The sequence below is a fragment of the Roseovarius aestuariivivens genome (assembly GCF_004761875.1).
GTDB classification, from domain to species: Bacteria; Pseudomonadota; Alphaproteobacteria; order Rhodobacterales; family Rhodobacteraceae; genus Roseovarius; species Roseovarius aestuariivivens.
In genome coordinates this window covers 41,765-65,791 of record NZ_SJEY01000003.1, presented here as the reverse complement: position 1 = coordinate 65,791, position 24,027 = coordinate 41,765, and the positions used below count along the sequence as shown (strand labels likewise).

Below are 24,027 nucleotides of genomic sequence, written 5' to 3'. Positions count from 1 at the left end.
GGTATGAGCAGCCAGCCCAACGAAATCGTTCGCCGCAGGCGGGTGTTTTATGTGCCCGGGTATGATCCGATTCATCCCCGCCGGTATCGTGAGCTCTACCGGAAGGAAGGCCGCGAACAGGCGAAGGTCTCCGGCTACAGCCTTGACCTGAAGCCGAAAACCGGCGACGGGCGCTACGGCTGGCAGGTAGAGGCAATGATTGACGGTCAATCGACCGAGACCGTTGTCAATGTTCTTGTGTGGTCCGATATCGTGCGCAACAGCATGGAAACGGGTATTCTAGGTACTTATCTGCAACTTCTGCGCACGGCTTGGGCCTATATCGGTTCGGGCGCCTTGTTTCGGTTGATGCGTCTGCGCAAGGGGCCCGTCATCGCGGCGCTTTATCCTGTGGGCTTTCTTTTGGTGCAACTCGGGATCGCGCTCTTGATCGCATGGGGACTGGGGCGGGTACTGTCGCTTTTCCATCCTTTGGCGGCTTGGGTTGGTGTTCTCAGCATTCCCTTCGTGCTGGAGTGGTTCCGCCGCAAGGACAACAAGTTTTTTGCCTATTACCTGATGCACGATTATGCCTTTTCGGCGCGCTATCGTGGGGCTAATCCGCCGGATCTCGAGGCAAGGATGGCCGAATTCGGTGACGAGATCGTTGCGGCCCTGTGTTCTGACGCTGACGAAGTTCTGGTCGTCGGGCATTCGTCCGGCGCGCACCTGGCGGTGTCTGTTCTGGCAGACGTCATCAGGGCGGGCAGGGTGCCTACGAAGGGGCCAGTGCTGTCGTTCCTTTCGCTTGGGCAGGTGGTTCCCATGGTGTCGTTTCTGCCCGATGCCCATCGCCTGCGCGCCGACCTTGCCTTTCTCAGCGCCCGCGAAGAGCTGACCTGGATCGATGTGACAGCCCCTGGCGACGGTTGCGCCTTCGCCCTTTGTGATCCTGTAGCGGTTTCAGGCGTCGCACCGAAGGACAAGCGCTGGCCGCTCGTCCTCTCGGCGGCCTTCACGCAAACCCTAAGTCCCGAACGCTTGCGCGCCCTGCGCTGGCGGTTTTTCCGACTGCATTTTCAGTATCTCTGCGCGTTCGATCGACCCGGCTTTTACGATTATTTCCAGATCACCGCCGGGCCGCAGACGCTCGGCGCTCGATACCGCGACCGCGCTCCGTCACCCAGTCGTATCGAGGCAGCGGTATCGAAGTACACCGGGCAAGCCGCATGACCGGCCTTCCGCCGAAACCGCCAGCCCGTTCCGGGCGCGTTTCTCTTTGGCGCTACATGCGGCTCTTTCGTCAGGATATCCTGTCGGCACAACCCGCGCGCCTTTACCGCGCGTGGATGGCCGAGTTCCGTACGCCGTTCTTTCGGTCTTATCTTTGTAACCAGCCTGAACTGGTCAATCTGGTGCTTCGCGACCGGCCTGAAGATTTCCCGAAGTCCGAACGTGTCCGCGAAGGGCTGACGCCTCTCTTGGGCAACTCGGTCTTCGTGACGAACGGAGAGACATGGAAGCGGCAACGGCGCATTATCGATCCGGCCTTTGAGGGCGGGCGTTTGCGCGACGCTTTCCCTGCGATGCTGCGCGCAGGGCAGAGCGCCGTTGCCCGGCTTAAGGTTCAAGCAGAGGGAGAGCCGGTCGAAATTGAGGCGCAAACAAGTCACGTGGCCGCCGACGTCATCTTCCAAACGCTTTTTTCGTTGCCCATTGAGGACGAGATCGCGGCCCGGGTCTTTGCCGAGTTCCGTGCCCATCAGCGGACGCAACCCGTCGTCAATATCGCGGCTTTTCTACCGCTGCCTCGCTGGGTTCCGCGCCTGCACAGCCGTGCAACGAAGGCCACGGCGAAACGCATCCGCACGCTCATCACGCATCTGACCGCCCGCCGTATGGCGGAGATCGAAGCTGGAACTGCCCCCGATGATCTGGCGACCAAAATCATGACCGCTACCGACCCGGAATCCGGTGACCGCTTCGACACAGAAGAAATGGTCGATCAGGTGGCGATCTTCTTTCTTGCTGGGCACGAGACAAGCGCTTCCGCGCTGGCTTGGTCGCTCTACCTTCTCGCGATGTATCCGGACTGGCAGGAAAAGGTCGCTAGAGAGGCCTTGGAAGTCATCCCAAATGGCGATGCGGAATTCCGTGATATGAACCGCCTTCGCGTCGTGCGAGATGTCTTCCGCGAGGCGCTACGCTTATACCCGCCGGTACCGATGATGGTGCGTGAGACTGCGAAAGGAGAAAGGTTGCGTGACCGCGACGTGCAGCCAGGCAGCCAAGTCGTGCTGAGTCCATGGCATCTGCACCGTCATGAGCGGCTCTGGGTGCGGCCTGATGCATTTGACCCGGATCGGTTCAGCTCAGAGAACGGCAAGACTTGTTTGCGGGAGGCATATATACCTTTTTCGGCAGGGCCGCGGGTTTGCTCCGGAGCCGGCTTTGCCATGATCGAAGGTACTCTGCTGCTGTCTATGCTGGTTGGTGCCTACAGGTTTGACCTGGTACCCGATCGTCCAGCCATACCGGTGGCTCATCTGACAGTGCGAGGAAAGGATGGGATATGGTTGAAGATCACGCCACGGCACTGACGATTTCGACCAGGCCCAGGTTCTCGAGAGAGTGACAGGCACGGTGCTCGATTTCGCGCAGTTTGCATCGTACACTTCTGCGCGCATCTGTTCCAAAAGCTCAAACTCCGACAACCGAGTAGAGAGCGGATCAATTGCGCTCGCGAAAATGCCTTAGAACATAGAGCCTGATCGCCGACGCCAGGCCAAGATCAACCCCGCGCTCTGCATCAATTTCTGCGGCGAGGGCATTGATGGGTTTGGATTTTTTTCTCGCTATTTCTCGAAAGGCATCCCAGAATTCATCTTCGAGCGACACGCTGGTCCGATGCCCTCGCAGGGTCAAAGAGTGTTTGACAGGACGCCCGCTCATTCCTTTCGATGTGTCTGATCCAAGTGATCTTGCGCTTTTTGCGCATGTGCCTTGTCCAGCTCTTTTTCCGACTTGCTGCGCCCGAACCGAACCACGTTTTCCGCCGCGCGCGCCTTTTTTTGGGCGCGCGCCTTCGCTTTGCGGATCTTGTTCAGGTTGACGGGCGTGCTCATGCGTTCTTGGGGCCAATCATGTCTTCGGGACGCACCACTCGGTCGAAGGTCTCTTCGTCCACAAAGCCAAGGTTGATCGCCTCTTCTTTGAGGGTCGTGCCGTTCTTATGCGCCGTCTTGGCGACTTTGGTGGCATTGTCATACCCGATCGTGGGCGCCAGCGCGGTGACCAGCATCAGCGATTCTTTCATCAGCTTTTCGATGCGCGGACCATTGGCTTCGATCCCGTTGAGCATCCGCTCGGTAAAGCTGTCGGCGGCATCCCCCAAAAGCTGAATCGACTGAAGCAGGTTGTAGGACATCATCGGGTTGTAAACGTTCAACTCGAAATGGCCCTGGCTGCCGGCGAACTTGATCGCGGCGTCGTTGCCCATCACGTGGGCGGCCACTTGGGTCAATGCCTCGGCCTGGGTTGGATTAACCTTGCCGGGCATGATCGAGCTGCCCGGTTCGTTTTCAGGCAGGATGAGTTCGCCCAGACCGGACCGTGGGCCAGAGCCGAGGAAACGAATGTCATTGGCGATCTTGTAGCAGCTGCCCGCGACCGTCGTGACAGCCCCCGACAGAAACACCATGGCGTCATGCGCGGCCAACGCCTCGAACTTGTTCGGCGCGGTGACGAAAGGCAATCCGGTGATTTCCGCCATATTCGCGGCCACGGCCTCGCCCCAACCCTTGCGGGTATTGAGACCTGTGCCCACGGCCGTGCCGCCCTGTGCTAGTTCGTAGATCCCGGGTAGACCCGCCTGAATTCGCGCGATCCCTTGGCGGACCTGGTGCGCATAGCCGGAAAACTCTTGTCCCAGTGTCAGCGGCGTAGCGTCTTGGGTGTGGGTGCGCCCGATCTTGATGATGTTTTTGAACTCTTCGGACTTGGCCTCGAGGCCTGCCAGAAGCTTTTCCAGCCCCGGCAGCAGCACGTCGCGCGCACTCATTGCCGTGGCGATATGCATGGCCGTCGGGAACGTGTCGTTCGACGACTGACCCATGTTGCAATGATCGTTGGGGTGCACCGGATCCTTTGTGCCGATCGTGCCGCCAAGGATCTCGATCGCGCGGTTCGCGATCACCTCGTTGGCGTTCATGTTCGACTGTGTGCCCGAGCCGGTTTGCCACACGACCAACGGGAAATGGTCATCGAGCTTGCCCTTGATGACCTCGCCCGCCGCCTGGATAATGGCGTCGGCCAGTTTCGCGTCCAGAACGCCCGCCTCCTTGTTGGCTATCGCACAGGCCTTCTTGATGACACCCAGCGCACGCACGATGGAGACGGGCTGTCTCTCCCAGCCGATGGGAAAGTTCATCAGCGACCGTTGCGTTTGTGCCCCCCAATATTTGTCGGCTGGAACTTCAAGCGGGCCGAAACTGTCGGATTCGGTGCGGGTGGCTGTCATGTCATGCATCTCCCAGGAAATCAGGCTGCATCTGTCATAGCGAAGGGGCGGGAAAGATCAACAGGGTATGCCAGTGTATACTGCGCGCACCCTTTAGGTTCGTCGCTATTTTCGGAAACTGTCGAGACTGACGATATCCGCGTCTTTCACGCTGCTTTCGTTCTCGTCGCCGGATCGCTTCAGCGGGGCGGCAGCACGCGGTGCGTCTTCCTCATCTCCGTCGTCGCTCTCCTGCGACTCAAAACGCAGGCCGAATTCGACGGATGGATCAACGAAGGTTTGGATCGCGTCATAGGGTATATAAAGATGCTCCGGCGTATCCCCGAAGTTAAGCGTTACCGAGAAACCGTCGTCGGTCACCTCCAGGTTGTCGAACCAGTGCTGCATGACAACGGTCATTTCGTTCGGGTATCGCTCTTTCAACCAATCGGCGACGCGGGCATCCGGATGGGTGGTTTCGAAGGTGATAAAGAAATGATGCGCGCCGGGCAGGCCCCGTTCGCGCACGTCGCGAAGTACCTCCTGGATAAGGCCGCGCATGGCGCGGTGCATCAGTTTTCCGTAATCGATCGAGCGCGTCATGTCGGACCCTGCTTCTACCTAACGTCAGCATAGGGGATTCGGGGCGAAACGAAAGACCTGTCCGAGGCCGTTTACACCAAGAGATGTGCCAAACCTGACAAAGCGGCCATCGCCGCGAGGCCGACCGGCATCGAAAGGCGCAGCCCGAGGAAAACAATGGCTGCGGCCAAAACGAGGCCGGCGTCGAAGATCGAAAAATCTTCGGCACTGATCAACGGGCCGAACGCGGTTTCGGTAACCTGACGGAACAGCACGTGCAGGGTGAACCACACCGCCAGATTCAGGATGACGCCGGCCACGCTGGCCGAGATCGCGTTGAACGCGCCCTGCAAGCGGGGTCGTGACAAAAGCGTTTCGAGGTAGGGTGCGGCGGCAAAAATCCAAAGGAAACAAGGCGTGAACGTCACCCAGAGACAGATCAGGGCAGCCAAGATACCGAGGGCCGGGCCCTGTGCGTAATATCCTGCAAGGAAGGCCGTGAACTCGGTGACGAGAATAAGCGGCCCGGGCGTGGTTTCGGCAAGACCGAGCGCGTCTATCATCTGATCGGTACTGAGCCAGCCATAGCCCTGCACGATTTCCTGAGTCATGTAAGCAAGAACCGCGTAGGCACCGCCGAATGTAACAACGGCGAGCTTTGAGAAGAACAGGGCGACATCAAGCAGGAGCGGCGCCTCCACCGCCCACAAAAGACAGATTGGCAAAGCCCAGATGGCGCCCCACAGCAGTACGGTTCTGAGTGTCGATAATGGAGAGGTTTTCTTTAATATCTGTTGGTTGTGAGGCTCTTTTGAAGTTCCAAGTGCACCGATCAGGGCAGCCATGGCGATGATCGCCGGAAACGGTACGGAGAAAAAGAAGATCGCCGCAAATGCCAGAATCGCCAGCGCCCGAGCTTGCCAGTCTTGCAAGGCGCGGCGGCTTAGCTTTGTTAGCGCCTGAAAGACGATGATCACCACCGCGGCCTTCACACCGGAAAAAAGCGCTTGGACTACGGGCACTTGACCATAAAAGGCATAGCCGAAGGCCAGTGCGAGGATGATCGCCGCTCCCGGTAGTACGAACAACAGCCCGGCCAAAAGCCCACCCTGTACGCCGCGCAGCCGCCATCCTGAATAGGTCGCCAGCTGCATTGCCTCTGGACCGGGCAGCAGCATGCAAAAGGACAACGCCTGCAGAAACTGCTTTTCGCTCAGCCAGCCGTGGCGATCAACAAGCTCGGTCTGCATCAGGGAGATTTGCGCCGCGGGACCGCCAAAGGATAATAGGCCAATGCGCCCGAACACGCGGAACAGGTCAGTCACAGATGGTGTCATGCCGTCACCCGCGTGCCGTCGGCCAGTCATGGCCTTCGTCATACCCGTCGCGTGCCCAACGGTACAGCGCGTCGTAAAGCCCCATAACGGCCGCCAGCTGATCATGATCGTCGCGATACTGGCGCGAAAGCCCCACGGAAAGCGCCAGAAGACCGGCGCAAGCGGGATGCAGATCGTGCCGGTTCGTGTCGGCGCCGCGAACAACCATCGCAAGACGTTTCAGCGCATCCGAGGTCAGGTGAAATTTGGTCAGCATTTTGTCGAAGCTGCACCGGTCCGCGTCGTGCAACCAGAATACGCCCTCGATATCAAAAGGCGTCGCGCCGAAGCGCTCGCCGACGTTCAACACCTCGGACGGAGATACGAACAGGAAGCGTGCAGCGGGGTCCACGAACCGGCGGATCAACCAAGGACAGGCGATTCGGTCGATCTTTGGTCGATGGCGGGTGACCCAGAGCGTGGCGCCATTCACCGTTTCAGGTCGTGCGGCGGCGTTCAGGCGCATCGTGCCCCGCGCGTCGCGCCAGCCGAACATTCCTCCCTGCAAATATTCTGTGTCGATGCCTTCGGAGCGCAGTAGACTCGTCAGACCTTGGCTGAGTTTGAGACCTTTCTGGCAAACAATTACAGCGCGCTTACCTGACAGCTGTGTGATCAGCCCGCCGGCATCGGTGTGGGGGTGTCGGCGCGATCCGGGGATAAGAAAAGGGTCTGCCGCAAAGTCGTCTTCGAGGCAGACATCTATGATTTCGGGTGCTTCTGGAGTTCCGATAAGCCGGTCGAGCTGAGAGACGGAGATTTCGTTGGGCGCAGGCATGGCATCCTCTGGCAATACAGTGGATGCGACTTTGGGCCTTGGCCTCACGGGGCAGTCGCAGAACGCCCCTTGATTAAGTCATGACTTAGCTTGCCTAAGCTGTCAAATTCCAACTGCAAGCCATTGGCGATATTTAAGTCTGTGTCGAGACGAGAAAGTGCAGGCTTCTGTTGCCAGGCGCCTGCGAACCCCGCCTGCCCTTGCTAGAGGACAGGGCTTAAAGTTTCGGTCTTATTACCGCTTACGCGGCAACGGCGACCGGAGCACGATTGTCGTTGGCAATTATGCTTTTGCGAACCGATAACGGTGGTATCTCACCGGGACAAAGCTAACCCCTTTAGACGTTCGTCGATCCTATTTCGGCCCCATGTCCCGCCAACGCAGGGTTTTTTGGTGGAGCCGCCGGGTACCGCCCCCGGGTCCGATCCGCTTATTACGAGCGCGTTTATGTCCATAGTCCCCATGCGGGAACGGTTCTAACATAGGGATGCGTGGGCGTTTTGCAAAGGGCCAGATCTGCGGGAGACAGTTTTTTCAAAGCACAATCTGCTCGAGCTGGTCCAGTTCCACCATCGGTCGGGGCGAAATCGCGGCCTCAGATTGCGCAAGTCGCTCCAGCGGATCGAAGTCTCGCAATGAACCGAAGTCATAGCCGGTCATCGTCTCGAGGTCGCTGATGCGGATCTGAAAGGTCTTGAACTCGCCGAACTCGAAGCCTTCGGTCGATTCCACGTTTCCGCCCTGAAGCAACATTTGTTGAATTAGTTCGCCCTGGCTGAGCATATAGGCCGTGGCGTGAAGGCGAATGACCTCGTCCGGACCCTCAGCCAACATGGTGAGAACCTTCCAGAAATGCGCAGGAAGAGGCGCGCCGGTCTCGCCCATTTCTATGTCTTCGGGCGTGAAGACCGGCCCGGTGAAGACATTGGCGCGAAACCCGTGCGTGCGGATGTTTGACAGAACGTAATCCTCCAACCCGAGCCATTGCGCCCTTGACCGGTTTAGGCTGCGATGCTGAGGGCTGGCGTTGGTGTAATGGTAGCTGTCGAGATTGGATCGGGCCGCTTCATCCGGGGTGCCCCAATTTGTGGCCAAGCGGCGCACCATGTGGCCGCGGTCGATATCCGCGTGGCCGTATCCCTCGCGGTCAAGCTGGATCTCGCGGGGAATGCGCAGGTCGTGAAACCACGTCGAATTGTGCCGTTTGATGTGGCGGAACTGCGCACCGTCGATATTGAACGCAGTAAGTGCCGGACCCTTGTTGCGCGCCGAGTAGAGCACAGAAAAATGCTGATAGCGCAGTTCGAAAGGCCGATCCTGCGTTGCATCCGAGGGGGCGGCTAGTTGCAACTCGGCGGGCAGGGTGGGCAAGGGCACCTTTGTGGCGCGTAGAAATCCCGCATCGTATCCGTCGCGCCCCTCGAAAAAAGCGGCATCATGGCTGCGGTCGGCGGCTTCGGTTGCCCTGCTGGCATGGGCCGCAATGGCTTGCGCGGGGGCTGTGCCGGCCAACAGAGCGCGCAAGGTCGAGGCGCGAACCGCCGAGTTGGCCTCGCGATAGGCTCCGGCGAAATGCAGGCCCACCACTTCCGCGCGGTCAAGTGAGATCAAGGGAGAGCCCGAATTGCCGCCTAGCGTCGTGCAATCATGGCTCAGGATATCGCCAAGGGCTTTTATAAAGCCGGGCGCGAAGCGCTTCACATCGTAAAGCCCTTTGAAATAACGCTCCATGTGAACATGTGCGTTGCGTGTGTCGTAGGCGGGATAGCCCACGGTGGCCACGCGCTCGGCGTCTTCGGCATCGGTCGCCGCCAGTGGCAGCGCCGTTAAGCCATGGTCGGCATCGGGCTTTTCGATCTCGCCAAGGGCCACATCGGCGGAGATATCGTCGGCGAGATACGTAAAGCGGCGGATGGCAAAAACCTTCGCCGGGTCGGGTACGGCGTTGGTTTCCTCGCCAAAATCGATGTCGGCACGGTACTTCACATTGCCCGGGCCGAACGCATAGACCGCATCGCCCCGAAACGTACGCCGCGCCACAAGCTTAGCTACATGCCTGTTGGTCGCGACGATGAAGCTGTTGGCGCGCTCCTCGATGATCCAGCCGGTGCCGCCCCAAGCGCGGGAATGGTTGTGGAACTCGATACGGCCAATCGAAGGGATGTATTTGTGCAACTGCGCGATCTTGCCGGAGATATCGGGGCCGAATACGTCGGGCAGGGTGTGGCGCCCCGAGACCTCTCCGTTTTCCACTAGAAGTGGCGGCCGCAAAACAAGCTCGATGATAGCTTCCAGCCGGACCGGCGATTCACCCGCAGTCTCAAGCTGTTGTGGCGGTGTCTGAAGCTGCGCCTCAAGCATGTCAGCGTCGAGTCCAAGTTCTGCCAACAGCGGATTGCCCCGCCTCGCGCTTGTGAGGACCTGATCGAACGTGCCGTTCTGTGCGAGGCGCGAGAGGCGCGAGATGCTTTCCTGTGTGCCGGGTTCGGTCATGGGTCTGGTCCTTTCAGGCAGGGTCAGTCTGGAGGGGTGAAGGCGCTGTCGGCGGGCACGCCGCGCGCGGCAAGCACCGCCAATGGCGCGGCGGCGATGCCGGTTACTTCGGCGCTATGAAAATTGCCCAAGGCTTGTGAAAGGGCCGCAAGTGGATCGATATCTGAGCTGATATTGAACAGGCATTTCTCGTATCGGTCACGGAAACGACGTTGCAGGTGCCGTGCTGCCTCGGCTGGCGTGTGTGTCGGCTGCGACCAGAAGTAGAGTTCCGCTCGCGCCGCGTCTGCGGAGCTGTCGTCTTCAAAGAGCTTTTTGGCCCGCGCAATCGTTACTCTGTCCGGCCCGGTCGTGCCGGTCCATTCTGCGGGTTTCTGCCGCCCGTAAGCCCAGTCACCGGCAACCGCGCGCCGCCAGCGCTCCGAACATTCTGCCAAAAGCGGTAGATCGGCCACTGGATTGAAGAGTGTGAACCCTTCCGACCATTCCGCCGCCAAACCCATTGCGTGAAACGCCCGCAACAGATCGCGGGGCAACGGGTAATTCCGAGACAGCGCGTCGTCTGCGTTTTCAACATGCGGCGCGTAATGCGCGGCGGCGGCACGAGGTAAACCGTGCGCATCTGCAAAAAACGTCTCCAAAGCCCCGCGTGGCGCGCGCAGCAGCATCGCCATCTGGCGTCGTGCATAGGGATTGAGTACGGCCAATTCGCGCGTGGCCGAGGCTTTCGCGTCCGGGTCGTTGCCCATGATCGGTCCCACATAAAGTCCATGCCGGGTCATCTCGGCGCGCGCCAGATAGTGCAGTCGCTCTTCGGCTTGCCTTGCCTCTCCGCCGTTATGCGCCAAAAGCCCGAATGCCGTATCCAGTTCCTGATGCGGCAGAGCGTCGGTGGGCAGAGCCGTCAGCAGGGCCATGTCCAGGGCGCCGCCCGACAGACCGGCACGACCTGCGTCACGGCGTACGGCGATGGCGCGCATGGCAAGGTTGCTGTCGCCGCGCAAACGCCTCACCAACGCGTCGAAGCGGAACTCGGCCTCGATATCCAGTAGGATCCTTCCCTGAAGCGCCGGTGCCTCTTCAAGCGCCTGATCCAGTGCATCTTCAGGCAGCGCGCGAAACAGTCGCCGTGCCGAGGACCAGCGGCCGGTCAGCCATAGATGGCACAACACCAGACGCCCCGCGGGTGATCCCGCTGGGATCTCGCCCTGAAGTCCATTCTGGACGATGAATTCTGCTTCTCGCAGGTCATGGCCGGCCAGCGAGCGCGCCAGATCGCGCAATGCGCGGGCGTCCGGCGCGATGGTATCCGGCGTGTCGAGCAGCAAAAGCCGGTCTCGTGCGGTGTCGAACCGGCAGACAGGCCCGGGACCCGTAAAAAACGCCTCGGAATGATCGGGCACCGCGGAGGTCTTAGCGACACCACGCGGTTTGACTTTGGTTGCTCCGGCGCGCGCGAAATCCGATCGCAGGCCTTGGGCCTGTCGCAGGACGTCGCGTGCGGCCGGGGGCAGGTCCTCGGCCGCTGAGGGCGGCAATTGCCTTGCAACGGCCGCGTCGATGCCCGGTGCCGCGCGCCCATCGCGCATCAGTTGCAAACGATGGTAAAGCGCAAGTTCCGGCCGCCCGGTTTCTTCAAAGAACCGCTCTGCACGGGCGTCGATCTCGGCGCAACGTTCAGGGGCATCGGCGTAGAGAAGCGACAGAAAGGCACGCCGCACGTCTTCGTGGTGGCGCAGGATGCCCGCTTCGACATCCTCGGAGACGAGCCAGGTATGTTTGGCCAGGGCTGCGAAACTGCGATCCAGTTGCGCCCTAGTGGCGTCTGGTGCGACCGACGGCGCCAGAACCCGCGCAACGCTTTCGCGGCTGAGTTCGCGCAAAAGCAGGCCCATAGCGGCCATCTGGCGCAGCGGCTCGGGTACGCGCGACAGGATCGCGCGGTAAAGCACACCGGCCACGGCTTCGGGCGGGGCGCCCTTGGGCAAGTCACCGGTTTCAATAGCCCCGCCCGGTACAGCGCGCGCGGCCAGTCGCAAGAATAGCGGATTGCCCTGTGCAAGCCGCAGGATATCGGACCACAGCATCTCCGGCACGCCCTCACCGGCCAGAACCGCACGCGCCGCGTTGTCTTCCAGCCCGTCGAGGAAAAGCGTGGCGCCCCTAATCCGCTTGGGCGCGGGATCCATGAAACGTCCGCGACCGGCGGCGAGCACGACCATGCGTTCCAGCCCGGCGTGAAACAGCCGGTCGAGCCGTTCGAAGAGTAGCGCAATCCGACTCTCACCCTCGGCGCGCAGAACCTCCATCGTATCTAGTGCGACGAGGAGCAGACGGCCTTCGGCATTGATGGCGCGCATCATTTCCGTGACCAACTCGATCAAAGGCGTCTCCGGTACGCTCTTCGTTGTCTCCTTCAACCGTGTCAGCGCGATCTGGCGCGGCGCGGCAGCCAGACGACGCGCGCGCAGGTCGGCTGCCAGTCCCGGCAAGGCGTCGCCGACCTGCCGCGAAATCTCGTCGTAAAAGCTACGCGCATCGCGCAGGTCGAGCCCTGCACGATCGAAATCGAGCCGCACGACGACGGGCGCCACGACAAGCCGGGCGCGCTCAATGGCGTAGTCGAGCAAAGACGATTTCCCGATCCCGGCCAGACCTGAGATTGTGACGGCGGTGACTGGTGGACGTTCGAGCGGTGCGGCAAGCGCTTCGGCGATGGCGTCCAACTCCGTCTCGCGTCCCTTGAGGCCCTGGGTCAACAAAGCGTCGGTGCGGGCTTGCGCTTCGGCTCGGTTCATCAGCGCGCGCAGGGCGGTGACGCGGTCGGCGCCGGGGGCATGCGGGCCGGCGCGGTCGAGCGTGCCTGCGATGTGCGCGATATCCGGTGCCGGATCACCGGCGGCGATGCGGGCGTCCAGCGCCGCCGGTGCGAAGGGTCCACGCCCCAGTCTTGCGTCCGCCAGGTCGGTATCGAAATCTGTGACCACGTCTGTTTCGATCCGGGTTTCGTCGAGCGCATAGTGCCGTGCGGCAGGGCGCATGATCCATGTCGGCTGATCGGGGCGCGCGGCCGGGTCCGGCATGCAGTGCGGGCGCAGAAGCGATAAAATCTCCGAGGTCAGGTGCAGATCATCGGGTAGACGCCCTCCCGCCGCCCAGCTCAATGCCTCCATCGGTGCGAAACTTTCATGCAACGCGGCGTAAAGATACACGCGCTTGTAAAGCGCATCGCGCTCGGGGGTGGGCGCGGCGGTCATGATTGCCCCACGCCTAGGACCCGCACCTGCGCCTTGAGTGCTTTGGCCACCAATTGAGCCGCGCGCGCAGGATAACGGCCCGCGATTTCGTCGATGCCGGTCAGAGCGACGGTGACGGCCGTCTGGATTACGCCCTCGTTCCAGGGCAGGCCAAGGCTCTTGACCATGGAGGCGACTGTGTCCCGCACGTCTTCTTCAGTGAATTCGCCGATTTCCTCGATCAGAAGGCCCGGGGCATCCTGCAGCCGTGCCTTGGCCACGCTTTCGTAGATCCGGTCGCGGATCGAGAAGGTCTCGAACCCGGCCAGCAAGAGGCGCAGATCGGGCTTGGTCAGGCATTGCGCGATCAGATGTTCCAGCTGCAGGCGAGTCGATTGTGTCAGACCGTTCGGGGGATTGTCGAAGCAAAGCCAGATCGGTGCGCCTTGCGATAAAGCTTTGGACTGCAGTCGCGCGGCCAGGATTTCCGCCCGCTCAGCTGCGGTGGCCGCGCGCGTCGTGTCGTCTGGGCCGACGCCCGGGCTTGCCAGAAGCGGCGTGCCTGTGCCGATCAACGCGGCGTTAATTTCACCCAGAAGGTCGCCGCTTACGAGATCGGTGGAGACGCGGTGCGCGGCGTCGTTCCGGTCATGCGCGGCCAAGTAGGCGGTAAGCATGTCGAAGCTGAACGAAAGACCGGCGGTCGACAGGGCGGGATCCATCCGCTTGACCCAGATCCCGCGCAGCGCGGGCGCCGTGCCCTCGAAGATCGCGCTTAGCCCGTCGAAGAACCGGCTGCGACCGATGATGAAATGGCCATCGGGGGACTCGTCTGTCGACCAAAGGTAATCGGGCTGTGTGTCGGCCGCGAGGGCGGCGCGGAAATCCGCGTTGTGATCGTAGCGTTCGAACGGCACGATGCGGCCTGCGTGGCGACCCGGCACGCCCGCCTGGTGATGTCCGACAAAGCCGAAGTTGCTGCAAAAGCCCGCGCCGCCGGACGACCCGCCGGCACTGCCTGCGCTGTGCGGCAGGTACATGTCCGTGCCTGTCTGACGGCTATAGGCACTAAGTTCTGCGCCGATATCCTGTCCGGCTGGATAATGCAGAAGGATGAGATTCCAGGTGCCGGGTCCCGAGGGATGTGCGTGGTTCAGTGAAAAGTGGCCGTATTTGTGATCCCGCCCGATCGGTTTGATCAACCGCAGAAGGGCCACATCGGCATGGGTTTCATAGGCTTCGGGCGGGGCCATGCGCCCGTTGCGGTCTTCATCATGTACCGGTGAGACGAAGACCGGCCAGGCGTCGTAATCCTGATGGTTCACATCGGTCACCACGATCAGCGGTTTACCAAGGTCGGGTCCGGGATTGAGCGCTTCGTCGATCACGTGGGCGGCGGTCAGCACAAGACGGCGGCCGACCAAAAGACCGCTGCCGCGCACCTTGGCCCGCTGGCCGGGGCGGGGACTGATCGCGATGCGACAGCGCCGCGCATGCGCTTGTGTGGTGAAAATTCCCATTTTCTGCAGGTTCACCGTATCGTCCAGCGCGGCGTTTTCATCGACACTCGGCAGGTCGGGCGTGCTGTCGAGCGGTAGAAGTTCGGGGGCACGGTTGCGCAGGATGGCGGCAAAACGGTTGGATAGCTGGTCGCGTTCAAGCGTGTGGGACAAAAGCTCGGCCAGGGTCAATTGGTTGGCCTGCGCAAGCATCTCAAGAATGTCGAGCCGCTGCTGTACCGCGTTCTCGGAATACGTCGCTTCGAGAACCTGTTCCATCAAGGTCCGGTGCGTCCGCAATAGCGGCGCGAGCACGGTGGGAAGCAGGAGCGTCGGCATTGCGTTGCGGGCTCTAGGGTCGGCGCAGCGCGGCGCGCAACGCGGGCTTTTCGGTCAGTCGTGCGGCCAGCGCGTCCGAGGCCGCGTCGGGCGCGGCGACGGCCTCGGTCGTCAGGCTCTCGGCAGCCCTCACGCGCGCCTGAGCGCGATGGCTGAGCCAGATCAACTCGGCGGCATAATCGGCTAGATCGGAATCGAGCTCTGCGGCGGCGGCGGGGTCGTGTCCGGCCAGATGATCCTGCAACACGGCAAGGCTGGGCGTGGCGCCGGTGGGGCCGGGCTCTGCTGGGGCGGGGGCCTCGGCCCCGCTCGGCAGGGGGGCGTCCAGAAGGCGATCGACATCGACCACGCCCGCCCCGAGCGCGCCTGATCCGCCCCAGGCCGGTGGACGGGTCAGGCCGCGGGTGAGGCAATGCACGAACATCGCCTGCACGGTCGTGCCCGCCGCATCCGCCTTGTTTTTCAAGGCTGCGCGTCCGCCGTGCCGCGCCACCCAAAGGGCTGCGGCGCCCGCCGTTAGCGAGGTTGCGAGGGTCGTGCCTTGAGCCGGTCGGATGCCGTGATCGGGATCAGACGCCTTGTTCTTGGCCGCGCCCCAGACATGTACGCCGTAGTTCGACACCGTCACCTCGGGGCCCGATCCGGTCTTTGCCCATGGGGTCAGGTCGGGATTGAGAGCGGCCACCGCGGTGCAGAGCCCGCGAGAGGCATAGGCCGCCGGGAAGACCACGCGAGGCCAGCAATTGCCGGCTGCGCACACTACGATGCGGCCGTGGGCGACCGCCTGACGCATTGCCGCTTCGGTGGCGGCGACGCGGGTCGGACCACCAAGAGCCATGGCGATCACGTCGGCCCCCTGATTGATCGCATGCGCGATGGCGGGTGCGATGCGGTTCTGCGTGGCGTCGATCACCGATTTGATGGCGCGGATGGGTAGAATCGTGGCCTCTGGCGCGGAGCCGGTGATGCCACCGCCGGAGGTCACGTTGCCCTGCGCATCCACGGTGCCGCGCGATGCGATCACCGAGCAGACCAGCGTGCCGTGACCGGGGTGTTTCAGGATTCCCGTAGAAAAACGGTCTCTTGCATCACTGCCGCCCTCCACGAAATTGCGTTGTCCCTGGCTTCGGATCGCCCCGGTCAGTTCCTGGTGGTTGGAATAGCCTGTGTCGATCACCGCAACCGTACTGCCGGAGCCGCGCGTGTGCTTTGACCAGGCGGCGCGCGTGCCGATGCGGGTATGCACCCAGCCCCAGGGCAGGCTGTCGTCGCGCGGGGTGGAGCACGAGAGCCCGAGGCTTTCGGTGTCTGTCGCTCCCACCGCATAGGCGCCGTAGAGGCTGTCGGTGAGAACGGGATTGGCTTCGACCGCGCCCATTTCGGGGCGCAGCGCGCGGGCGAACGCGAAGGCCAGCGCCTCGTCCCCCTGACCGGTGGTGCCAAAAAAACGAATGAAATGAAAGAGATCCTCGGGCTGTTCGAAGGCGCTGGTGACTTCGGCGCTGGCGTCCGGCAGGATCCCGGCGAGCTGTGCTGCGACGTTTTCGGGGCTGCGCGGCGTGTCGAAGACGAGTTCGATCACGAGCGCGTCTTCGTCGGGGATGGGCAAACCCTGGTTGAGGCGGGCGTAAAGATCGCGGGGCATGGCACCTCCTGACATCAATGACTGTGACAACGTACAATTGCAAAACGCTACGGCTGCGCGGGGTCAAAAAAAACGCGCAGGCGGAGCACCGGGGCCAAGAAATGCGGCTTGGATCCTGATCGGGTTCCGCAGGGTCAGCTTAGTCCCAAAAAGAGGATCTTGCCTAGGTCAGGAAAACCAGCCCATGAAAAAACCTGTCGAAGCGGAGTTTTGTACAATTTGTAGCAAGTTTGCAGGACGAATTTTACCGTTTGTACATTCTATGCCAGTGCCTTTAGGCTAGACAGCGTCATCGCTTGACGGATGGCTTGCAGCCGCGCCGGGCGTTTCGTCTCGTTTTGCGGGACGCCGAGAGTCGGAACGAACGAGTTTCGCAATGCTTTGGTCACGGGTGACCAATGCACGAAAGAAAGAAAATCAGGAGGGAGGCCCAACATGGCCGATGAAACAGTGGGTCAGGGCATACCGAAGCCGGAAGGCGAGGTAGATCTGATCGAGACCGATTATGAAATCGGTCAGGACAATATCGAAACGAAAGTCGGACCGTTCGCGATCGACATTCACAATCCGGTGTTCGTGATATCCGGTCTGAGTGTCGTGATCTTTGTCGCTTACGCGCTGATCGCGCCAACGCAGGCAGGTGAGTTCTTTGGATGGCTGCGGCCGTTCCTGACCAGTACGTTCGACTGGTTTTTCCTGTCCGCGGCCAACATTTTCGTCATTTTCTGCCTTTTGCTGATCGTGACGCCGCTGGGCTCGGTCCGGCTTGGCGGGAACGAGGCGACGCCGGACTACGGGTATCCCGGCTGGTTCGCCATGCTTTTTGCCGCCGGTATGGGCATTGGCCTGATGTTCTTCGGCGTGCTGGAGCCGGCCTATTACTTCGGCACTCCCTGGGGTGACGAGCCGCTTGGCGTGGTGCGGCCCTTTACCGAGGACGGCGCGCTGATCGAGGACAACATCGCCGAGGCCCGCCGCATGGCGCTTGCAGCGACGTCCTATCACTGGGCGCTGCATCCGTGGGCGATCTACGCGGTGGTCGCGCTGTCTCTGGCGCTCTTTTCCTACAACAAGGGTCTGCCGCTTTCGATCCGCTCGGCGTTCCACCCGATCCTGGGTGACCGCGTCTGGGGTTGGTGGGGTCACGCGATCGACACGATCGCCGTGTTTGCCACGCTCTTTGGTCTGGCCACGTCGCTTGGTCTGGGCGCGCAGCAGGCCAATGCGGGTCTCGAGTTCGTCTATGACGTACCAAATAACATCACCATGCAGGTCATCCTGATCTGCGGCATCACGGCCATCGCACTGGTCTCGGTGCTGCGCGGTCTTGATGGGGGCGTGAAGGTGCTGTCCGAGATCAACATGGTCATCGCTTTCGTGCTGCTGGTCTTCGTGCTTTTTGCTGCGGGCGCCGCCACGATCTTTGGCGAGTTCATTCGGGGTCTGGGCGCCTATTTCCAGGAGGTCGTACCGCTTTCGATGCCGTTTGGCCGCGAGGATGACGGGTACCGCGAAGGCTGGACCGCCTTCTACTGGGCCTGGTGGATCAGCTGGTCACCCTTCGTTGGCATGTTTATCGCCCGCGTGAGCCGGGGCCGGACGGTGCGCGAGTTCATCACCTGCGTGCTGATCATCCCCAGCCTTGTCTGCGTCTTCTGGATGGCCGTCTTCGGCGGTGCCGCGATCAACGACATGGTTGCCAACGGCGCGGATTCGGCGGTGAAGGCCAACGTGATCGACAATTACGCACCTGAACTTTCGCTCTTTGCGATGCTTGACGGTCTGCCGTTGACGGCGGTCACGTCCACCGTCGGTATTATCCTGGTGATCGTGTTCTTCGTAACCTCGTCGGATTCCGGGTCGCTTGTGATCGACACGATCACGGCGGGTGGCAAAGTCGATGCGCCGGTCCCGCAGCGCGTGTTCTGGTGCACCTTCGAGGGCCTTGTGGCAATCGCGCTTCTGATCGGAGGCGGTCTTACGTCGCTACAGGCGATGGTGATCTCGACCGGTCTGCCGTTCACAATCGTGCTCTTGCTGATGTGCTTTGCGATCTGGAAGGGCCTGCGGTCCGAGCCACGTAGCTAAGCCTGCCGTTATACACGGTTTTGAGCCCCCCGGGTGTTGCAGCCCGGGGGGCTTTGTTGTTTCTAGGAGGCAGGGCCATGGGGAGGTGCAGGGTATGTCAGGACTGGACAGCGAGTTCGCGCGGGCGCAGTTTCCGGCCTTCGCCGAGCCCAGCCTGAGGGGACAGGCGTTTTTCGAGAATGCGGGCGGATCCTATACCTGTCAGCCGGTGATCGACCGGCTGGAGCGGTATTACCGACAGCGCAAGGTTCAGCCCTATGGCCCCTACGAGGCCAGCCGGCTGGCCGGGGAGGAGATGGACGAGGCGCGCACGCGGCTGTCGGCGATGCTGGGTGTTGCGCCCGATGAGCTGTCTTTCGGGCCCTCCACGACGCAGAACACCTATGTTCTGGCGCAGGCCTTTCGGCAGTGGATGGAGCCCGGCGACGCCGTCGTCGTGACGGATCAGGACCACGAGGCCAATTCCGGGCCTTGGCGAAGGCTGGCCGAGGACGGATTCGAGATCCGCGAGTGGAAGATCGACCCGGAGACGGGGATGCTGCGGCTGGAGCAATTGGAGGACCTGCTGGACGAACGGGTGCGGCTGGTCTGTTTTCCGCATTGCTCGAACATCGTGGGGGCGATCAACCCTGTGGTGGAGATCACCGCCGCCGCCCATGCCGCGGGCGCTTTTGTCTGTGTCGACGGGGTGTCCTATGCGCCGCACGGGTTCGTCAACGTGGGCGAGATCGGGGCGGATATCTATCTTTTCTCCGCCTACAAGACCTATGGGCCGCATCAGGGGATCATGACGATCCGGCGCGAGCTGGGGGAGATGCTGCCCAATCAGGGGCATTGGTTCAACGGTGACGCGCTTTACAAGCGGTTCACCCCGGCGGGGCCGGATCATGCGCAGGTGGCGGCCAGCGCGGGCATGGCGGATTACTATGACGGTGTGGCGGCGCATCACGGCATCGGGGGCGACGCGGCGGCGCGGACGGCGGGCGTGCACGATCTGATGAGGGCGCATGAAACCGCGCTTTTGCAGCCGATGCTGGATTATCTGGCCGATAAGAACTCCGTCCGGCTCATCGGGCCGCGGGAGGCCGCGCAAAAGGCGCCCACCGTGGCGGTGGAGCTCAAGGAACCGGGCATCGAGGCGGCGCGCAGGCTAGCCGAGCATGGCATCATGGCGGGGGGCGGTGATTTCTACGGCGCGCGGCCCTTGCGCGCGATGGGTGTCGATCTGGACAAGGGCGTGCTGCGGCTTAGCTTCGTGCACTACACCGAAAAAGACGAGATCGAGAAGCTTCTGAAAGCGCTGGACGCTTGTCTTTGATCTGAACGACAAGACGGGCCGTAACGCCCTGACACGACATGGGGCGATAACGATATGGCAGAGACGACACCCACGATCCTGTGGCTGCGCCGGGATTTGCGGCTGAGCGACCATCCGGCCCTTTGCGCCGCCGTGGCGCGGGGCGAGCCGGTGATCCCGGTCTATATCCGCGACGATCTGTTGCATGGCCTTGGGGCAGCGCCGAAATGGCGGCTGGGGCTGTCGATCGCCGATGTCAAGGCGCGGCTGGAGGAGCGGGGCAGCGGCATGGTGCTGCGCTCTGGTGACGCGCTTAAGGTGCTGCGCCAGCTTGTTGAGGAGACCGGGGCAGGGGCCGTCTACTGGAGCCGGGCCTATGATCCCGACAGCATCGCGCGCGACAAGGACGTGAAGGCCGGGCTGAGCGAGGATGGCGTGGAGGCGGAAAGCCATCTGGGCCACCTGATGTTCGAGCCGTGGACGGTGGAGACAAAGACCGGCGGGTTCTACAAGGTCTACACGCCGATGTGGAAGGCGGTGCGCGACCGGGATGTGCCTGAGCCGCTGGCGACGCCCAAGGATATCCCCACGCCGGGGACATGGCCCGAAAGCGAAACCCTAGACGACTGGGCGCTGGGCGCAGCGATGAACCGGGGGGCGGAGGTATGCCTGCCCTTTCAGCGCGTGGGCGAGGAGGCCGCACAGGGGCGTCTTGGCTGGTTCGTGGGCCACGCGATTGGCGCGTACGACGATATGCGCGACCTGCCGGCGGAGGATGGGACCTCGGGTCTCTCTGAGAATCTGGCTCTGGGCGAGATTTCTCCGCGCCAGTGCTGGCATGCGAGCCAGCGCGCGATGCGGGACGGCGGCGGCAAGGGCGCAGAGGCGTGGCTGCAGGAGCTTGTCTGGCGCGAGTTCGCCTATCACCTGGCCTATCACACACCGCGCATCACCACCGACAACTGGCGCGAGGAATGGGATGCCTTTCCGTGGAACGAGGACGAGACGCGCGACGACGTGGTGGCGTGGAAGCGGGGCCGCACCGGCGAGCCCTTCGTCGATGCGGCGATGCGCGAGATGTATGTGACGGGCCGGATGCATAACCGGTCGCGGATGATCGTGGCAAGTTATCTGACCAAGCATCTTCTGAGCCACTGGAAGATCGGCCAGCGCTGGTTTGAGGAGCATCTGACCGACTGGGATCCGGCGAGCAACGCGATGGGCTGGCAGTGGTCGGCAGGATCGGGCCCCGACGCCACGCCCTATTTCCGGGTGTTCAACCCCGAGACGCAGATCGAGAAATTTGACAAGAGCGGTGGCTATCGGAAACGGTGGATCGCCGAAGACTACAGCCAACCGACGAAGACGGCGCTCAGCTATTTCGACGCGATCCCGCGGTCCTGGGGATTGTCGCCGGACGATCCGTATCCCGACCGGATCGTGGGATTGAAGGAGGGGCGCCAGCGCGCGCTCAATGCATATGAGGACAGACCGTTTTGACTAGCGTTTCGAAAGATCTTGATGCCGGGGACATGACCGCCCAAACTTCGTCCCGGACCGAGGAGCGGACCGACAGCATGATCCTGACCGACACGCAGGGGCAGCACGATCTGCCGCGCTATTTCGCCACCGTGTTCGGCGTCGCCAAGACCATCGACAACGGGCGGCTGGATATCGGACTGGACGACGGGCGCGTCTTTCGCGCCGAAGGCAAGGGGCGGGGGCCGGTCGCGCGCATCGACATCCACGACCCCGAACTTTTCGCCCGGATGATCCGTGAAGGCTATCTGGGTTTTTGCGAGGCTTATCTGGATGGCGGCTGGAGCACGCCGGACCTGCAGGCGTTCATGGATCTGGTCAACACCGGCAACGACCGGATGTATAACGGGTATCCGGGGCAGAAGCTGGTGGAAATCTTCGAGAAGATCCGGTTCTGGTTCCAGCGGAATTCCAAGACGCAGGCGCGCAAGAACATCAGCTATCACTACGATCTGGGCAACGCGTTCTACGAGCTTTGGCTGGACGAGACGATGACATATTCCTCGGCCATTTTCGCCACCGGGCAGGAGAGCCTTGAGGCGGCGCAGACCGCAAAATACGCCAGCATGGTTGACGAGATGGGCGCCAAGCCCGGCGATCACGTGCTGGAAATCGGCTGTGGCTGGGGGGGCTTTGCGGAATATGCCGCGAAGGAACGCGGTCTGAAGGTGACGGGCCTGACGATCAGCGAGGCGCAGTTCGCGTACGCGCAGAAGCGGATCGCCGATGCCGGGCTGCAGGACCGGGTCGAACTCAAGCTGCAGGACTACCGCGACGAACGCGGCCAATATGACGGCATCGCCAGCATCGAGATGTTCGAGGCCGTAGGCGAGCAATACTGGCCGGTCTATTTCCGCACCGTGAAAGAGCGGCTCAAGCCCGGGGCCAAAGCCACGCTACAGATCATCACCGTGGACGACGCGCGGTTCGAGGCCTACCGCAACGATGTGGATTTCATTCAGAAATACATCTTCCCGGGTGGCATGCTGCCGTCGCCATCTGTGTTGCGCGAGCAGGTGCGCCGCGCGGGCCTGACGGTAATGCGCTCGATCGAATTCGGCGAAAGTTACAGTCTCACGCTGCGCCGATGGCATGAGACGTTCAACGACAAATGGGCCGAAATTGCCAAGCTCGGGTTTGACACACGGTTCCGCCGGATGTGGAATTTCTACCTGACCTCTTGTGCCGGGGCCTTTCATACGGGTAATTGCGATGTGACCCAGATCACAATCACAAGGCCCGAGTAATGCCCGTATCAGACCGTATGCCGACCACCGGCAAAGGCGTGGCCGCGCTCTTGATGGCGGTGTTGGCGTGGTACGCAAGCGAGATGTTCCGCCCGCTGATGCCGGAGGGGACCAATTTCGGCTGGTTCAATGAGGTTAACGTGGCGCTTGGGCTGCTGAGCGGCTGGATCGTGATCGGCTCGCGGCTGGGCCGGGGGCTGTCTGACGGGATCAGCGCCGGTCTGACCGGTGTGGCGGCGATGGTTTTCTGGGCCGTTTTCCTGCAGAGCAGCAACGAAATGTTGCGGCTCGCGCTGGAACGGCGCTATGACGGGCCGGTCGAGGGGCTTGTGGCGGTGTTCGAGATCGCCTTCGATTTCGTGATGAAGATGGCGCATGTGCCGCTGATCGCGCTACTGGTTGGCGGCGGGATTGTGATCGGCATCATATCGGAGTTCGTCGCGCGCAGGTGGAGCTGAGATGGCGCGGGACCTTGTCCCTGCCGGGCCGCTGGCCCATCCCGATGTTCTGTGCGCACTTTTGGGCGCGGCATGTGTGCCGCCGCTAACGGGAGAGGCGGCGGACAAGCTTTGGTTTTTCGCGAAAGGTCTTGGCGTGTCACCCGAGGCGCCGGGCGGGGACCTGCCGGAGCCCAGGGTGTTGGCCCATGCTGCCCGGGAGGTTGCGGGCTATTTCGGCAAACTTGGTGAGCGCACGCTGGCCGTGCGGATGCCGATGATTCTGGCGCGGGCGGCCGCGCGGGTCGCTGCCGCCGACGCGCCCGATCCGGTGACGACGCGCAGCGCGACGTGCGCCGACCGGGTCGAGGTGCTGTCGCGGCGCGCCACGCATCAGGGCTATTTCCTGACCGAAACCTACGAGCTGCGGCACCCGGGCTTTGAGGGCGGCATGAGCGAGGCGCTGCGCCGGGAGGTGTTTGTCGCCACCGATGCCGCAATCGTGCTGCCCTATGACCCGGTGCGGGACCGCGTTCTGCTGGTCGAGCAGTTCCGCATGAGACCTTTCGGGCGCGGCGATCCGTACCCTTGGGTGCTGGAACCCGTGGCGGGGCGCATCGACGCGGGCGAGAGCGCCGAGACCTGCGCGCGGCGCGAATGCGTCGAGGAGGCGGGTCTGGACCTGCACGCGCTGGAGCATGTGAGCAGCCATTACTGTTCGCCGGGGTGTTCGACGGAGAGGTTTCATTGCTTTGTCGGTCTGTGCGACCTTCCGGAGATGACACGCGGGCTGGGCGGGCTTGAGACCGAGCACGAGGACATCCGCACGCATGTTCTGAGTTTCGCGGCGGGCATGGATCTGGTGCGCAGCGGCGAGGCTAATATCGGGCCGATGATCCTGCTGTTTTTGTGGCTGGAGCGGGAGCGCGCCCGGTTGCGCGCGGCTGCTTGAGTTAGCCGGACTGACACTCTAAGTCTGGCCCCTGACATGACA

The 24,027-nt window shown here is 62.2% G+C and carries 18 protein-coding genes and 1 other RNA gene; 8 read left to right on the top strand and 11 right to left on the bottom strand.

The annotated features are described in order from the left end of the window. The first annotated feature begins 3 nt into the window (after positions 1-3). Positions 4-1,212, top strand: coding sequence for a hypothetical protein (locus EZV60_RS05755; RefSeq protein WP_135503173.1), 1,209 nt, complete (start codon positions 4-6; stop codon positions 1,210-1,212). After that, positions 1,209-2,579 carry a cytochrome P450 gene (locus EZV60_RS05750; RefSeq protein WP_135503170.1) on the top strand — a complete coding sequence of 457 codons (1,371 nt, stop codon included), beginning with the start codon at positions 1,209-1,211 and terminating at the stop codon, positions 2,577-2,579. The genes EZV60_RS05755 and EZV60_RS05750 overlap by 4 nt, the downstream gene beginning before the upstream one ends. 130 nt (positions 2,580-2,709) lie before the next feature. Here EZV60_RS05750 and EZV60_RS05745 read toward each other — a convergent pair whose 3' ends face one another. From EZV60_RS05745 to EZV60_RS05695, 11 genes are all read right to left on the bottom strand, one after another. Then, complete coding sequence (locus tag EZV60_RS05745) at positions 2,710-2,931, bottom strand: ribbon-helix-helix domain-containing protein (RefSeq protein ID WP_135503167.1); 222 nt, start codon at positions 2,929-2,931, stop codon at positions 2,710-2,712. Next, positions 2,928-3,104: a DUF4169 family protein gene (locus tag EZV60_RS05740; RefSeq protein WP_135503164.1), complete on the bottom strand. Its 177-nt coding sequence runs from the start codon at positions 3,102-3,104 to the stop codon at positions 2,928-2,930. Before EZV60_RS05740 ends, EZV60_RS05745 begins: the two co-directional genes overlap by 4 nt. Then, the gene (gene fumC / locus EZV60_RS05735; protein WP_135503161.1) at positions 3,101-4,498 is read right to left on the bottom strand and encodes a class II fumarate hydratase; all 1,398 of its coding nucleotides are present in this window, start codon (positions 4,496-4,498) and stop codon (positions 3,101-3,103) included. Before fumC ends, EZV60_RS05740 begins: the two co-directional genes overlap by 4 nt. A 105-nt stretch (positions 4,499-4,603) precedes the next feature. Then, the gene (locus tag EZV60_RS05730; RefSeq protein ID WP_135503158.1) at positions 4,604-5,080 is read right to left on the bottom strand and encodes an SspB family protein; all 477 of its coding nucleotides are present in this window, start codon (positions 5,078-5,080) and stop codon (positions 4,604-4,606) included. A gap of 71 nt (positions 5,081-5,151) precedes the next feature. Further along, entirely contained in the window at positions 5,152-6,396 is a 1,245-nt protein-coding gene (gene chrA, locus EZV60_RS05725) for a chromate efflux transporter (protein WP_135503155.1), read from the bottom strand. A 4-nt stretch (positions 6,397-6,400) separates the two neighbouring features. Beyond that, positions 6,401-7,213 (bottom strand): chromate resistance protein ChrB domain-containing protein, encoded by an 813-nt coding sequence (locus tag EZV60_RS05720; protein ID WP_135503152.1) that lies wholly within the window; start codon positions 7,211-7,213, stop codon positions 6,401-6,403. A gap of 156 nt (positions 7,214-7,369) precedes the next feature. After that, positions 7,370-7,724, bottom strand: a transfer-messenger RNA (tmRNA) gene (gene ssrA, locus EZV60_RS05715). 23 nt (positions 7,725-7,747) lie between these two features. Beyond that, positions 7,748-9,706 carry a DNA/RNA non-specific endonuclease gene (locus EZV60_RS05710; protein ID WP_135503148.1) on the bottom strand — a complete coding sequence of 653 codons (1,959 nt, stop codon included), beginning with the start codon at positions 9,704-9,706 and terminating at the stop codon, positions 7,748-7,750. Between the two features lie 23 nt (positions 9,707-9,729). Beyond that, complete coding sequence (locus EZV60_RS05705; RefSeq protein WP_135503145.1) at positions 9,730-12,963, bottom strand: ATP-binding protein; 3,234 nt, start codon at positions 12,961-12,963, stop codon at positions 9,730-9,732. Beyond that, positions 12,960-14,780 (bottom strand): trypsin-like serine peptidase, encoded by a 1,821-nt coding sequence (locus EZV60_RS05700; protein ID WP_135503142.1) that lies wholly within the window; start codon positions 14,778-14,780, stop codon positions 12,960-12,962. The genes EZV60_RS05705 and EZV60_RS05700 overlap by 4 nt, the downstream gene beginning before the upstream one ends. A gap of 13 nt (positions 14,781-14,793) precedes the next feature. Further along, on the bottom strand, positions 14,794-16,425 hold the full coding sequence (locus EZV60_RS05695; RefSeq protein ID WP_167853470.1) for a S8 family serine peptidase: 1,632 nt from the start codon (positions 16,423-16,425) through the stop codon (positions 14,794-14,796). Positions 16,426-16,860: 435 nt separating this feature from the next. Here EZV60_RS05695 and EZV60_RS05690 point away from each other — a divergent pair, with 435 nt between their 5' ends. The 6 genes from EZV60_RS05690 to EZV60_RS05665 all read left to right on the top strand — a co-directional run bounded on the left by EZV60_RS05690 (position 16,861) and on the right by EZV60_RS05665 (position 23,985). Beyond that, a complete protein-coding gene (locus EZV60_RS05690; RefSeq protein ID WP_135503137.1) occupies positions 16,861-18,513 on the top strand; it encodes a BCCT family transporter in 1,653 nt (550 codons plus the stop codon). Positions 18,514-18,607: 94 nt separating this feature from the next. Next, positions 18,608-19,831: an aminotransferase class V-fold PLP-dependent enzyme gene (locus tag EZV60_RS05685; protein WP_135503133.1), complete on the top strand. Its 1,224-nt coding sequence runs from the start codon at positions 18,608-18,610 to the stop codon at positions 19,829-19,831. Positions 19,832-19,885: 54 nt separating this feature from the next. Continuing rightward, a complete protein-coding gene (locus EZV60_RS05680; protein ID WP_135503130.1) occupies positions 19,886-21,310 on the top strand; it encodes a cryptochrome/photolyase family protein in 1,425 nt (474 codons plus the stop codon). 77 nt (positions 21,311-21,387) lie between these two features. After that, positions 21,388-22,596, top strand: coding sequence for an SAM-dependent methyltransferase (locus tag EZV60_RS05675; RefSeq protein WP_135503880.1), 1,209 nt, complete (start codon positions 21,388-21,390; stop codon positions 22,594-22,596). Then, positions 22,596-23,054 carry a TrgA family protein gene (locus EZV60_RS05670; protein WP_135503127.1) on the top strand — a complete coding sequence of 153 codons (459 nt, stop codon included), beginning with the start codon at positions 22,596-22,598 and terminating at the stop codon, positions 23,052-23,054. The genes EZV60_RS05675 and EZV60_RS05670 overlap by 1 nt, the downstream gene beginning before the upstream one ends. A gap of 1 nt (position 23,055) precedes the next feature. Then, positions 23,056-23,985, top strand: a complete 930-nt coding sequence (locus EZV60_RS05665) for an NUDIX domain-containing protein (protein WP_135503124.1) — start codon at positions 23,056-23,058, stop codon at positions 23,983-23,985. Positions 23,986-24,027 lie beyond the last annotated feature (42 nt).